The following is a 13895-nucleotide window of genomic DNA, read 5'->3' as shown; positions in this document are numbered from 1 at the left end:
TTCAGGAATAAAACTGCAAAGCAAGCACTTTTCCGGCAGCGGACCGTCACAAAATCGGCGAGATGGGTCCATTGGCTTACATTTGCGGCATGCAGGCCGTTCTAATTTCCCTTCATTCCCTCTGGCAACAAATCGATGCCCTCGACAAGCGGCTCTTCCTTCTGCTGAACAGCAAGTGGACCAATCCCTTTTTCGATTTCATCCTGCCCTACTTCCGTGACTCGGTGTTTTGGGCCCCGCTTTACCTGTTCATCGTGGTATTCATGGCGCTGAATTACGGGAAGAAGGGCCTGTGGTGGAGCATTTTCTTTTTGTGCACCGTAGCCCTTGCCGACACGGTCAGCAGCAAGGGGTTCAAGGAAAGCTTCCAGCGGCTGCGCCCCTGCCAGGACCCGTTTTTCCTGGACCAGGTACGGCTGCTGCTGAAGGGCTGCTCCGGGTCCTACAGCTTTACCTCCTCCCATGCCGCCAACCACTTCGGCATGGCCACCTATGTCAGCGTCACCCTGTATTCGACCTTCAAACGGTGGATCTACGTCTTTTACCTGTGGGCCTTTTTCATTTCCTACGCCCAGATCTATGTGGGCGTGCATTATCCCCTGGACGTACTCGGCGGCGGAATCGTAGGGGCTGCCTGCGGACTTTTAACGGCCTATGGTTTCCATAAAAGGGCCGGATACCTTAATTTAGAAGTTTAACTTATACCCTAAATGGATATAGTCATATTGTTTGGATTGATTTTACTGAACGGTTTATTTACAATGTCGGAGATCGCCCTGGTGTCGGCCCGCAAAACCAGGCTCGAAAGTTTGTCGGAAAAAGGCGATAAAAGAGCGGGCGCCGCCCTGAAGCTGTCCAACAATCCCGAGATCTTTCTTTCGGCCGCCCAGATCGGCATTACCCTGATCGCCATCATCACGGGTGTGTATTCCGGCGAAAAGTTCAGCATTTACCTGGAACCGGTATTCGACCAGATCGAGCCGCTCCGCCCCTATGCCAAAACCATTTCCACCACGCTGATCGTTATTGTCGTTACCTTCCTGTCCATCGTTTTCGGCGAGCTGATCCCCAAGCGCATCGGCCTGCTCAATGCCGAAAGCATCGCCAAGTCGGTGGCCGGGCCTATGAGCGGCTTCGCCCGGTTCACCCACCCCATCGTGTGGCTGCTCAATAAAACCAGCAACCTTTTTTTCCGCATCTTCAACATCAAGCAAACCAAGGATGATTCGGTAACGGAAGAAGAGATCAAGGCCATTATTTCCGAAGGCACCGAAGCCGGCACCATCGAGGAAGAGGAAAAGGAACTGATTGAACGCATCTTCCACCTCGGCGACCGCAACATCACTTCGCTGATGACGCACCGCAGCGACATGATCTGGTTTGACATCAACGACAACGAAGAATTGATCCGGGAGAAGATCATCGAGGATCCGCACTCGGTCTATCCCATCTGCGACGGCGACATCGACGACATCAAGGGCGTGGTGTCCATCAAGGACCTCTATGTGTCGGACGACCTTACCCTGTTCAAGGACCTGATGAAGCCGGCCCTGTTCGTACCCGACAACAACACGGCCTACCAGGTGATGGAAAAGTTCAAGGAGTCGAAGATCCACTCCTGCTTTATCGTGGACGAATACGGCAGCGTCCGCGGCATGATCACCCTGAACGATATCCTCGAAGCCATCGTAGGCGACATCCCGCAGTCGAATATCGAGGATTACGAGATCACCAAGCGGGAGGACGACACCTACCTGGTGGATGCCCAGATCCCGTTCTATGATTTCCTGACCCGCTTTCACCGCACCGAATGGCTGGGCGAGGAAGAATACCAGTTCGACACCCTGGCCGGCTGTATCCTGCACGAGCTGGAACGCATTCCCCAGCCCGGCGACAAAATGAGCTGGCGGGGCTTCACCTTCGAGATCATGGACATGGACGGCCACCGCATCGACAAGATCCTGGTAAAACCCGACCAGGAGATCATCGATGAAATGAAGGAAGAAGAGGAAGAAGAAAATGAATAGCCGATTTACCACATAATATATTTTAAAGGCCTTTTGCACCACCCATTGCAAAAGGCCTTTTTTATTTGCTAATCCCGGCACCTGATGCCGCTTATGTTCCCATTCATGAACAAACTCCTTTTTTTCCTTTTCTTTCTGCCTGCAGCACTGCAGGCGCAACAGCCGGCCCACCTGGTTGGGACGTTCCGCGATACATCGGTAAAACTGGTGCGGGTACAACTGTATCCGTTCGGGCCGCAGCAGGCTACAACGGATACGCTGCTGCCCGTGGCAGAGGGGCGCTTTTCGGTCCGCTTCTTCCTGAAAGAGCCGGCCCTCTTTCGCCTCTCTGCCGGGAACTTCCAATGCGACTACCGCCTGCTGGAGCCGGGCGACAGCATCGGGCTGGAAGAAGGTGCCTCCGGCCTGGCGCCTGCAGGAGGCAAAGGAGCGGCCAAGCTCCGGTACCAGGCGGCGGCAGAACAGCAGTTTGCCGGCTGGGCGCAGCTGCCCCAGCGCTCACCCCTACAGCTCCAGCACGAGCCCTTTTTCCGCTTCCTCGAAGGCCGCAAAAAAGAACAGCTGGCCCTGCTGGAACAGTTCAAAGAAGCATTGTCGCCGGCGGCCTACAGGATATTTTTTACCGATATCTGGTCCGGCGTGGAAGCCGAAAAGGTGAAACGGATCGCCCTGCTGCGCTCCTGGCCGGGAAAGCAACAGGAGGCGGAGCGGCTGTACGGGGCCTGGATCTTCAGCAGCCGCTGGGCCATCACCCAGGACGATACGGTGGCCGCCTCTCCCGGGTTCCTCAACTACTGCGTGCAGCGGGCCGAACTGGATTACACCATGCTCTGGAACCTGTACGGCGGCAAATACGGTTTTTACAACAAATACACCCTGGCACGCTCCCTTTGTACCGGCAAAGTACAGGACCGGGTGCTGGCGGCCCTGCTGCTGGCCAAACTCGAAAACGTGGTGGACAAGGGAACCGAGCAGGCCCTGACCGACTTTTTAGGCGGTACGGCCGCCCCGGAGCTGAAGGCCCTGGTGGAAAAAGAATACGGGCGCCAGAAGCGCGCCGGCGCCGGCCTGCCCGCACGGGACTTTACCCTTCCGGACACCCAAAACAACGGGGTCAGCCTGGCGCAGTACCGGGGAAAGGTGGTGGTGCTGGACTTCTGGTTTGCCAACTGCACGCCCTGCCGCTACCTGTTCGGGGCCATGAAGCCCGTAACAGAACATTTCCGCAACCAGCCCGGCGTGGTGTTCCTGAACATATCCATCGACAGCCGGAAGGAGGAATGGCTGAAAGCGGTCAGCCGCCTCGGCCTGCAGTACGCGGTCAACCTGTACACCGATGGAAAAGGAGAAAGCCACCCCGTGGTAAAAGATTACGGCATCACGGGCTACCCCGCCCGCTTCCTGATCGACAAAAGGGGAAGGTTCTTTTCGTCGAACCTTCCCCTTCCCTACTCCGACAACGGCCAGGCACTGGTGCGGTTGATCGAAGAAGCCCTCAAGCAATGAGGGGTTAATGGGTTAATTGGGTTATTAAGTCTTGACAATGAAAAGATTCTTCAATTCCAAATATCCCAATTAACCAATTAACCAATTCCACTAATACACAACAGTAACGGTTCCCTTCTGCTGGAAGGTCTCCTCGCCGCACTGCAGTTCCACGAAATAGATATAGGTGCCTGTCGGTACCAGCTGGTTTTTGTACATGCCGTTCCATCCTGCCGACCGGTCATCGATGGCGAAGTTGGTTTTGAGGAAGACCACATCGCCCCAGCGGTTGAAGATCTGGAGGGACTTGATGTTGCTGATCCCCATTCCCTTTATATAAAAGACATCGTTCTTTCCGTCGTAGTTGGGTGTAAAGGCATTCGGGATATATACCTGGCCGGCGCCGTTGCAGAACAGGCGGATGTTGACGGTGTCCGTGGCCTCGCAGCCGTACTGGTTCAGCACGCGCACTCCGTAGGTGATGGGCGACTTCGGCGTGGCGGTGGGCGACGGGCAGGTGTTGCAATCCAGGTAGTCGGCGGGCAGCCAGCGCCACTTGGTCACGTCACTGCTGGCGGTGGGCTGCAGCTGGTAGGGCGAGGCGGCCAGCACCTCGGCATCCGGCCCTGCATTCACCGAGGGCAGCGGGTTGATGTTTACCCGGATAACGGTTTCCTGCGGGAAGCAGCCCAGCGAATCGACCACCTTTACCGTGTAATCGGTATGGCCGGAAGTAGCAGTCGGCGTTACCACGGGGCGGGGGCTGTGCACATCGTTGATCTCCGCCATATTAGCGGCCGACCACAGGTACACATCACCGCCGGCAGCGTTCAATTGTACGCTCCTGCCCATACAGACCGAGGTATCATTGGAGATAAGGTCAAATTTGGTCGCCACCGTCAACAGGATGGAATCCGTATTGGTACAGCCTTTACTGCTGACGTTGGTCACGGTATACATGATGGTGGCCTGGGGTTTGGCTTTCGGGTTCTTATCAGTGGCATCGCTCAGCCACCGCGCCGGGCTCCAGGTACGGGAGCTGCCGCCTTCGGCCGTCAGCTGCACCGTTTCATTCGGGCACAGGTTGGTTTTGGAAGCCGATATTTCCAGCCGGGGTCTCGGGTTGATCGCCAGGATCGCCCGGGCCGTATCGGTACATCCCTTGCTTTTGACCACCAGGCGAATCGGTTGTTCCTCATCCGCCTCCGAAAAATACTGGGGCTCGGGATTCTGAACCTCGGGCCGGTTGCCGTTGCCAAACGACCACTTCCATTCTACCGGCCCCGAAACGTCCACGGTTCCCTTAAAGGTGGCCGGTGCATCCACGCAAACGTTATCCGGGCCGGTTATGCCGGCTTTGGGCGTGGGGTTCACCTGTATGGGCAGCGACACTTCCTGGCGGCAGCCGTAAGGCGATACCACCTGCAGTTTCACCGTATAATCGCCGGGCTGGCTGTAGTGGAACGAGGCGTCCCGCACCGTTTGGATGTCGCCGGCCCTGCCGGTACCGAAGTCCCAGCGGTAGGTAAGCTCCTTTCCAGCCTCGTCCGCAGCAATGCTCCGGATCTCGGGAACGAAGTTGATCTCGGCTTCATCGCAGAATTTAGTATCGCTGTTCTTCAGGCTAACGGCCAGGCTGTCGATCACGATCGTGTCGGCCAGCTCGAAGCTGGAAGCGCAACCGCTGTTGTCGTTCAGGATCAGGGAGGGCTGGTACACACCCGGGGAGGCGTAGGTGTGCACGACGGTCTGGTCCTGCACCTGCTTCAGCGTACCGTCTCCCATGTTCCAGATAAAGGTGGTCGCATCCTTGATGTCGGCCTTCAGGGTAACGGTCTGGCTATTACAGCCGAACAGCTTGTCCGCACTCAGGGTCGCCGTCGGTCCCGCCACATGTATAATGGTCTGCACGTTATCTTCCAGGTTACCGGCATAACCGTAGAGCTTTACGGTGTACTCCCCGGGCTTTTCGTAGGTATGGGAAGGCGAATAGGTCTTACCGGCGGCGCTGCCATCGCCGAAATCCCAGTAAAAGCTGTCGATGTTGACCGAGGTATTGGTAAACCGGGCCAGCAGCGGCGGGCACTGGTCCCCGTTCTGGTACTTGGTAGTGGTGGTAAACGCTACGTTCACTATTTTCACCTTGACCGCTACTATAGCCTCATCGGTGCAGCCGGTGGTGGCGCTGGAAGCTACCAGCCGTACCGAATCCACCTGCCCTACGGTATATTTCTTCACCGGGTTCTCCAGGGTGGAAGTGGTGCCATCGGTAAAGAACCATTTCACCTTCGTATCGGTGCTGTTGTAATCAAGGGTTCTGTTGTAAAAGTTGACGGTAGAGCCGACCATGACCGAGGTATCCGAAGCCGCGGCCTTCGCCTGGGGACCGGAAGCCCGCAGGGTATCGGCGGCCTTGAACACGGCAAAGCAGCCTTCTTCATCGGTCACCTTCAGCGTCGCCACATAGTTGCCGGGGCCGGCATACGCGTGCGTTACCGCATTGCCGGTGGTGTTGGTAACGGTGGTGTTGTCACCAAAATTCCATTCCCAGGTTTTAATAGGCACGTTATTGCCCGCCCGGGATTTATCGGTAAAGACCACCGGCTTGTTGAAACAGAAAGCGGAAGCCGCCAGGCTAAAGGAAGCCGCCGGTCCGCGCACATCCAGGGGAACGACATTGGTGGTGTCGAAGCAGCCGAAATACTCCGACCGGACTACGGCTTTCAGGTTGTCCTTGAGTTCAAAACCGCCCAGGGTAGCCGAGAAGGGAGCTTTCCACAACTGCTCCAGGTTAACGCCGGTGCCGGCAAAGTCGGTTCCGTCGCCGTAAATGAATTTTGTAAGCTTATAGTTGGGATTGGGGGCATAAGGGTTGGCCTCCAGGCCGGCCACGGTTACTTGCAGGCTTTCGTTCGAGCAGATCTGGGTGCGCGCGGTGGTCAGCGTGGGGGCCTGCTTCAGCAATACATAGGCGGTCAGGGAATCCTTCACCACGCACTGGCCGTTGGTGGCGGTCAGCACCACATTGTAAGCCCCGCTCCTGCTGTAGGCATGTTTTATTTCCGTCGCAGCGGCATCGAAGGGCAGGCGGGTGCCGTCGCCAAAATCCCATTCCCCGGAAAGCACCTGTTTGGACGCCTGCGTAAAGGTAACGGTACCCCGGTTGTCCAGGCAGGCGTTTTTGGCCGCTGCAATATCGGGGAAAGGCGGCAGCACGGTAATGTAGGCCGGCTTCGTCACCTTTGTCTCGCAACCGCCGTTGCTGGCGACCAGGGTAACGTCAAAGGTGCCCCCGCTGGTATATTTATAGGTAGTGGTGGCGCCGGTACCCACGCTGGCGGCACCCTGGCCAAAGTTCCAGCGCCACTGGGTGGCGGTGCCGCTGACCACATTCGACGAAAACTGAACGGGGCTGTTGCCGCAAATGGTGGTGCCGGACTGGGAAGCGAAATCCACCACCGGCTGTTGGTAATAAGCAATGGTCGGGTAGGTGGCCACGCCGGTGCACCCGCCTTCGGTGGTGTACTCGAGCTTGAGGGTATAGGTGCCCAGGGTGGAAAACGAAAGCTGGGGCGTCGCACTGGTGGATACCGGCACATCATTGAGAATCCAGTTATAGCTCTTGATGGGATCGGTGCTGGTTGTCGCGAAGTCCATGGTAAAGGGGGCGCAGGAGATGCCGGGGACGCCGGTACTAGTGGACTTGGTGACCGTGATGCGGATGACCTGGTTTTTGACGGTTACCGTTTTGAAAACGCTGTCGATGCAGCCGGCGGCATTGGCCACCTGCAGGCGCACGCGGTATTGGCCGTTTTTATTATAGGTATAGACGGGCGCCTGCTCGGTGGACTCCGGCACGCGGGCGGCGTCCCCGTCGAGGTTCCATTGCCAGGCTACGGCCCCGGGCGTATTGTCGCGGAAATTGAGGGTGGCCGGCGCCCCGCATGCGGTGGTAAAGACGGCGTCGAAGGGCTGCGCCTGGGGCTTGGCGGCAATGTCCACCGTTTTGGTAACGGTTTCAGAGCACGCCCCGTACATATTGGTCAGCTTAACCTGCTGCGGGCCGGCCGTGGGGAAGGTCACCGTTACCTGGTCGCGGGTGGTGCTCACCGGCGGCAGGTTTTCAAACTCCCAACGGCTGCTCGTAGGCAGGGGGAGGCTTTTATTTACCAGCAGCACCTGGGAGCCTTCACAGCTTACCTGGGGTGCTTCGAAATCGGCCGTGAAGCTGGAGACATGGATAAAGGAGTCCTTCTGGGCAATGCCGGGGCAGCCATTGGCGGGCGTCACCGTCAGCTTCACCGGGAACACCCCTTGCTGGTTATACACATGCGAAGGCGCCTTTTCCGTGGAGGTCTGGCCGTCGCCGAATTCCCATAAATAGGTATAGGTACCCAGGGGGGTACTTTTATCTTCGAACTGCACCACCTCGTCGGTGCGGCAGAGACCGGTTTTGTTGGCGGTAAAGGCGGCCTTTACCCCTCCCTTGGCGTCCACGATCTGGGCTTTCTCCAGCGTGGCAAAGCAGCCAAAGCTGTTGGTGACGGTCAGGCTCACGGAAGCTTTCTGGGCGAAGTCGTAGGTATGGCTTACCTGTTGCAGGTTGGCGCCCTCCTCGGTGGTACCGTCGCCATAGTCCCACAGGTACGAAGCGATCGATCCGTCGCCGGGGGTGGAGCTGGAGGTGAAGCTGACGGCCACCGGGATACAGCCGCCGCTGGGAACGTAGGAAAAGTCAATGGTAGGCTTTTTATAGGCCGTGACGGTTTTTTGCCTGGTGGCAACCTGGCCGCCATCGGTTACCGTCAGGGTAACGGTATACGTTTTCTCCTCTTTAAAGGTAGCAGCGACATTGCTCGGCACCTGGGAAGTGGAGCCGTTGCCGAACTCCCATTTATACTTGGCAGCCGCGGAAGCACCGGTGGTGGTGTTGGTAAAAAAGATGGTAACCGGCGCGCAGCCTCCTGCCCTGTTCACTTCAAAATCAGCGCTCAACTGGGCATGAGACACGGCAGTAACAAGCAGCAGCAGGCAGGTCAGCAAAAAGGCACCAGCATGCAATCTTAGTTTGGCGGATGTGTACATACGTATTACGTTAAAGGCTAATAATGGCAGCACTTATGGTGCAAACGGGGTCCGGTAAAAGTTCGTTCGAAGAAAATTGGATAACGGAATCGGTTCGAAAAGACCAGGTAACAGGACACACTGCAGGCCGACATAGCTCAACAATACACCAGTATAAATATTATGCCAAGGAAGAGTTAAAAGCTCATCATTTTTTAACCGGGAACAATTGCGGCGGGCAAAAGCCGCCACGGGCGAACGGATGGGCCGGAACCGGGGAGGAAAAAAAGAAAACCCATCTGATTTTTATCCTTAGCTTGGCGAGCAATTATTTACCATTATGCGAAAAGCCCTATCGATCTTCCCCATTTTGTTGTTCCCCTTTTTGCAAAGTGTGGCGCAACAGACCGTACCCCTTTGGCCGGCAGGTAAAGTTCCAAATTACAAAAAAACCGCTGAAACGGAAAGAAGAGATACCGGACAGACCATCCATGTGTACACGGTGCAAACCCCTGATATTGCGGTCTTTCTGCCACCGAAGCGGGTAGCTACCGGCCAGGCGGTGATCCTGTGCCCCGGGGGCGGCTACGGCACCTTGTCGTACGACTGGGAAGGGACCGAATTTGCCAAACTGCTCAATTCGCGGGGCATTGCCGCTTTTGTGCTGAAGTACCGCCTGCCCAACTCCAAGAGCAACGTGGTACCTCACCAGTCGCCCCTGATGGATGCCCAACGGGCCATCCGGCTGGTGCGGTCGCAAGCCGGGAAATGGAATATTCATAAAGATAAGGTAGGTATTATGGGCTTTTCCGCCGGGGGCCACCTGGCCTCCACGGCCGGCACCCATTTCACCGCCGGCGAGGCCGCGGCCGCCGACTCGGTGGACCGCCTGAGCTCCCGCCCCGACTTTATGGTGTTGGTGTACCCGGTGATCACCATGACCCGGGAGTATATGCATGCGGGTTCGCGCAACAACCTCATCGGTGCTACCCCCGATACGGCCCTGGCGCGCTTTTACTCCAACGACCTGCAGGTGACGCGGGAAACGCCCCCGACCTTCCTGGTGCATGCCACCGACGACAAGGCCGTGCCCGTAGAGAACAGCCTCTCCTTTTACCAGGCGCTGAAAAATAACGGCGTGCCCGCCGAAATGCACATTTACCCCACCGGCGGCCATGGCTTTGGCCTGGGCCTGGGCCGCGGCTACCTGGAAACCTGGACGGGCAGGCTGCTGGATTGGATGCTCGCGCTGAATAAATAAGGATATTGGTTAATTGGTTAATTGGGATATTAGGCATTAGGCCGGTCCGTCAAAATAAATAGGACAAAGATCTATTAAGAAATAAGTGCGGAATAAAGCGACTTCAACCGAATACCCCAATTAACCAATTAACCAATTCCCGCGTTAGAGGGTTTCAAACCACACCGGCGTCTTGCTGCTCCAGTCGCCGTTGTAGTTGATGAACAGCTCCTCTCCCGCCTCGATGTCGCGGACGGCCATGATGGTGATCAGCTTTTTGCGAAAATCCATTTCGTATTCGCAGTTGGAAGGGGAGGCATGATTGTACAGGGGCACATAGCCCAGGGCCATGCAGCATTTCTTCCGGTCGTCGCCCCATTCGAAAATGTAGTCGTGCAGCAGGGTCTCGTCAATCTGCTTCCGCTCCGGGGCACTGAGTACGATCACAGGGGCAATTTCAATAATGGTCTTCGCTTCGATAGGCGCATTGCAGAAAATACCCCGGCCCTTGGTCTTGGTACGGGCCACAAAAACACTGTCCAATAGAAAACTGATTGGCTTCATATCCTGAAGCTAAGCGATTATCTCCTTAGCCGTTATTTTTTCGTTTCTCTTTTTTCTCTTTTTCCCCTTTATCGCTTAGTATCTAAATTTGGCGCATGGCGTTGGAACATTCAATAGAGGAATTGCAGCAGCAGTTCGAGGAAATCCTGCAAAACAATGATCCCCTGCAAACGAGGCATTTCCTGGACCACCAGAACATCAGCGATGTGGCGGAACTGGTGTACGAGTACCCCGACTATGAAAGCAACATCATAGCCGGCATGTCCGTGCACCGGGCGGCGGGCGTGTTCCGGATCCTGGAGTTTCCCACGCAGCAGCGCATCATCAAAGACCTGCCCCCCGGCAAGACCGCCGAACTGCTCAACGAGCTTCCCGCCGATGACCGCACCTCCTTTTTGGAAGAACTGCCCAGCAACGTGGTGCGCGAGCTGATCAAGCTGCTCCACCCCGAAGAACGCAAGATCACCCTGTCGCTGCTGGGTTATCCCGAAAACAGCGTGGGCCGCCTGATGACCCCCGATTACGTATACGTACACGAACAGAATACGGTCAGCCAGGTACTGAACGTGATCCGCCGGGTGGGCAAGAACAGTGAAACTATTGACGTGATCTACGTGATCAACGACAAGGGCGAGCTGCTCGACGACATCCGGATCCGCGAATTCATCCTCGCCAGCCCCGACAGCAAGGTCAGCGAGCTGATGGACAACCGCGTCATCGCCCTCAACGCCTTCGACGACCAGGAGGTGGCCAACGAAGCCTTCAAAATGAACAACCGCGTGGCCCTGCCGGTGGTCAGCAACAGCAACAAGCTGCTGGGCATCGTTACCATCGACGACGTGCTGTGGATCGCCAACGAGGAATTCAGCGAGGACATGCAGAAGATCGGGGGTACCCAGGCCCTGGAACAGCCTTATCTGGAAATGCCGTTGCTGAACCTGTTCAAGAAACGGGTAGGCTGGCTGATCATCCTGTTTTTGGGCGAAATGCTTACCGCCACCGCCATGGCGTATTTCGAGGACGAGATCGCCAAAGCCGTGGTGCTGGCCCTGTTCGTGCCGCTGATCATCTCCAGCGGGGGCAATAGCGGCTCGCAGGCCTCCACCCTCATCATCCAGGCCATGGCCGTGGGCGAGATCAGCCTGCGCGACTGGTGGCGGGTGTTTAAGCGCGAGCTGCTGTCCGGCATCATGCTGGGCACCGTGCTCGGCATCATCGGCTTTTTGCGCATCATCCTCTGGCACGGTATCAACCCCCAGGTGTACGGCGACCATTATATGGAAATCGGCATGGTGGTCGGCACCACCCTGGTAGGCGTGGTGCTCTGGGGCACCCTGTCGGGCAGCATGCTGCCCATGCTGCTGAAGCGGCTGGGCGCCGACCCCGCCGTCAGCTCGGCCCCTTTCGTGGCCACCATGGTGGACGTTACCGGCCTGGTCATTTACTTCTCCGTGGCCTTCATGGTCCTAAGCGGGAAACTTTTATAGCCTTCTTTTATAATTAATGCTAAGTTTGCGCCGCCAAATCCCCGGCAAGGGGGAGGATGTAACCTTACATACACCAGTTTTAATTTAACATTCATATACATATGTGCGGAATCGTTGCTTATATTGGTCAAAGAGAAGCATATCCAGTGATCCTCAAAGGTCTGAAACGGCTGGAATACCGTGGTTATGACAGTGCCGGCATCGCCCTTTTAAACAGCGGCCTGAAAGTTTATAAAAAGAAAGGCAAGGTGGCCGGCCTGGAAGAAACCCTCCAGGGCAAGGACCTTCATGCCAATATCGGCATCGGCCACACCCGCTGGGCCACCCACGGCGAACCCAGCGACCGCAACGCCCACCCGCATAAATCCGCCAGCGGCAAACTGGCCATGATCCACAACGGCATCATCGAAAACTATGCGCAACTGAAGCAGGAGCTGGTCAGCAAAGGCTACGTGTTCCACAGCGATACCGATACCGAGGTGCTGCTCAACTTCATCGACGAGATCAAGAAAAACAATAACTGCGAGCTGGAAGAAGCCGTACGCATCGCCCTGAAACGGGTGGTGGGCGCCTACGTGATCGTGCTGCTGGACGAAGACAATCCCGATACCCTCATCGCCGCCCGCAAGGGCAGCCCCCTGGTGATCGGCATCGGCAAGAACGAACACTTCCTGGCCTCCGACGCCTCCCCCATCATCGAATACACCAAGGAAGTGGTGTACGTGAACGACTACCAGATCGCCATCATCAAGCCCGACCAGCTGATCCTCAAAAACCTGGGCAACGAACGCGAAACGCCGTTCATCACCAAGCTCGATATGGAACTGGCAGCCATTGAAAAAGGCGGCTACGACCACTTCATGCTGAAAGAAATTTTCGAACAGCCCCAGACCGTTCACGACTGCCTGCGCGGCCGCCTCGACGCCACCGCCGGTACCATTACCATGAGCGGCGTGCAGAAATACGCCGAACAGATCATGAATGCCAACCGCATCGTGATGGTGGCCTGCGGAACCTCCTGGCACGCCGGCCTGGTGGCGGAATACATCTTTGAAGAACTCTGCCGCATCAACGTGGAAGTGGAATACGCCTCCGAATTCCGCTACCGCAACCCCGTGATCAATAAAGGCGACGTGATCATCGCCATCTCGCAAAGCGGCGAAACCGCCGATACGCTGGTCGCCATCGAGAACGCCAAGGCCAAGGGTGCCATCATCCTGGGCGTGGTGAACGTGGTGGGCTCCTCCATTTCCCGCGCTTCCGACGCCGGCGCCTACACCCATGCCGGCCCCGAGATCGGCGTGGCCTCTACCAAGGCCTTCACCGCCCAGCTGGCCGTGCTGACCATGGTGGCCCTGAAAGTAGGCTACGAAAAAGGCGTGCTGGACAACAACCGCTACCTGAAGCTGCTGAAAGAGCTGGATGCCATCCCCGAAAAGATCTCCCTGGTGCTGCAGCAGCAGGAAGCCATCAAGCAACTCGCGGAAAAATACAAGGATGCACAGGACTTCCTGTACCTGGGCCGCGGCTACAACTTCCCCGTAGCCCTCGAAGGCGCCCTGAAGCTGAAAGAGATCTCCTACATCCATGCCGAAGGCTACCCTGCCGCCGAAATGAAGCACGGTCCCATTGCCCTGGTAGACGAAAACCTGCCCGTAGTGTTCATCGCCACCCGCGATTCGTACCACGAAAAGGTGATCAGCAACATGCAGGAGATCAAGGCCCGCAAAGGAAAGGTGATCGCCGTGATCAACGAAGGCGACGAGCAGAGCGCCTCCCTGGCCGACGACGTGATCATCGTGCCGGAGGCCGACGAGATCGTGGCGCCCATGCTGAGCGTAGTGCCCATGCAGCTGCTGGCCTACTACATCGGCATCGCCCGCGAGCTGGACGTGGACAAGCCCCGCAACCTGGCCAAATCGGTAACCGTTGAATAGGAAACCGGAACGACATATTTAAAACTGCGAGAAACGTGAGAAACGAAAAGGCCCTGCTTTTTCTTTCTCACGTTTCTCGTTTGATTATCCC

General features: G+C 56.8%; 8 protein-coding genes. 6 read left to right on the top strand and 2 right to left on the bottom strand.

Going from position 1 to position 13895, the window contains the following annotated elements:
- The first annotated feature begins 89 nt into the window (after positions 1-89).
- From V9K67_RS02895 to V9K67_RS02885, 3 genes are all read left to right on the top strand, one after another.
- Positions 90-698, top strand: coding sequence for a phosphatase PAP2 family protein (locus V9K67_RS02895; RefSeq protein WP_336719943.1), 609 nt, complete (start codon positions 90-92; stop codon positions 696-698).
- 12 nt (positions 699-710) lie between these two features.
- Positions 711-2027 (top strand): hemolysin family protein, encoded by a 1317-nt coding sequence (locus tag V9K67_RS02890; RefSeq protein ID WP_336719941.1) that lies wholly within the window; start codon positions 711-713, stop codon positions 2025-2027.
- 105 nt (positions 2028-2132) lie between these two features.
- Entirely contained in the window at positions 2133-3533 is a 1401-nt protein-coding gene (locus tag V9K67_RS02885) for a TlpA family protein disulfide reductase (RefSeq protein ID WP_336719939.1), read from the top strand.
- Positions 3534-3623: 90 nt separating this feature from the next.
- On the opposite strand, the gene V9K67_RS02880 is transcribed toward V9K67_RS02885, so the two are convergent.
- Entirely contained in the window at positions 3624-8597 is a 4974-nt protein-coding gene (locus tag V9K67_RS02880; protein WP_336719937.1) for a PKD domain-containing protein, read from the bottom strand.
- A 319-nt stretch (positions 8598-8916) separates the two neighbouring features.
- Here V9K67_RS02880 and V9K67_RS02875 point away from each other — a divergent pair, with 319 nt between their 5' ends.
- Positions 8917-9837 (top strand): alpha/beta hydrolase, encoded by a 921-nt coding sequence (locus V9K67_RS02875; RefSeq protein ID WP_336719936.1) that lies wholly within the window; start codon positions 8917-8919, stop codon positions 9835-9837.
- Between the two features lie 144 nt (positions 9838-9981).
- Here V9K67_RS02875 and V9K67_RS02870 read toward each other — a convergent pair whose 3' ends face one another.
- A complete protein-coding gene (locus V9K67_RS02870; RefSeq protein WP_336719935.1) occupies positions 9982-10380 on the bottom strand; it encodes an SET domain-containing protein in 399 nt (132 codons plus the stop codon).
- Between the two features lie 95 nt (positions 10381-10475).
- On the opposite strand from V9K67_RS02870, the gene mgtE reads away from it, so the two are divergent.
- Together mgtE and glmS are read left to right on the top strand one after the other, a co-directional pair.
- Complete coding sequence (gene mgtE / locus V9K67_RS02865; RefSeq protein WP_336719934.1) at positions 10476-11867, top strand: magnesium transporter; 1392 nt, start codon at positions 10476-10478, stop codon at positions 11865-11867.
- A gap of 101 nt (positions 11868-11968) precedes the next feature.
- Positions 11969-13804 (top strand): glutamine--fructose-6-phosphate transaminase (isomerizing), encoded by a 1836-nt coding sequence (gene glmS, locus V9K67_RS02860; protein WP_336719933.1) that lies wholly within the window; start codon positions 11969-11971, stop codon positions 13802-13804.
- The last annotated feature ends 91 nt before the right edge of the window (positions 13805-13895 follow it).

Origin of the sequence: Huijunlia imazamoxiresistens, from assembly GCF_037132455.1 — a bacterium.
GTDB classification, from domain to species: domain Bacteria; phylum Bacteroidota; class Bacteroidia; order Chitinophagales; family Chitinophagaceae; genus Flavisolibacter; species Flavisolibacter imazamoxiresistens.
This window is presented reverse-complemented; position numbering and strand designations above follow the sequence as displayed.

Coding starts and splice junctions, on each gene's coding strand:
- mgtE (WP_336719934.1), top strand. CDS start 10,476: ATGGCGTTGGAACATTCAATAGAGGAATTGCAGCAGCAGTTCGAGGAA.
- V9K67_RS02890 (WP_336719941.1), top strand. CDS start 711: ATGGATATAGTCATATTGTTTGGATTGATTTTACTGAACGGTTTATTT.
- V9K67_RS02885 (WP_336719939.1), top strand. CDS start 2,133: ATGAACAAACTCCTTTTTTTCCTTTTCTTTCTGCCTGCAGCACTGCAG.
- glmS (WP_336719933.1), top strand. CDS start 11,969: ATGTGCGGAATCGTTGCTTATATTGGTCAAAGAGAAGCATATCCAGTG.
- V9K67_RS02880 (WP_336719937.1), bottom strand. CDS start 8,597: ATGTACACATCCGCCAAACTAAGATTGCATGCTGGTGCCTTTTTGCTG.
- V9K67_RS02870 (WP_336719935.1), bottom strand. CDS start 10,380: ATGAAGCCAATCAGTTTTCTATTGGACAGTGTTTTTGTGGCCCGTACC.
- V9K67_RS02875 (WP_336719936.1), top strand. CDS start 8,917: ATGCGAAAAGCCCTATCGATCTTCCCCATTTTGTTGTTCCCCTTTTTG.
- V9K67_RS02895 (WP_336719943.1), top strand. CDS start 90: ATGCAGGCCGTTCTAATTTCCCTTCATTCCCTCTGGCAACAAATCGAT.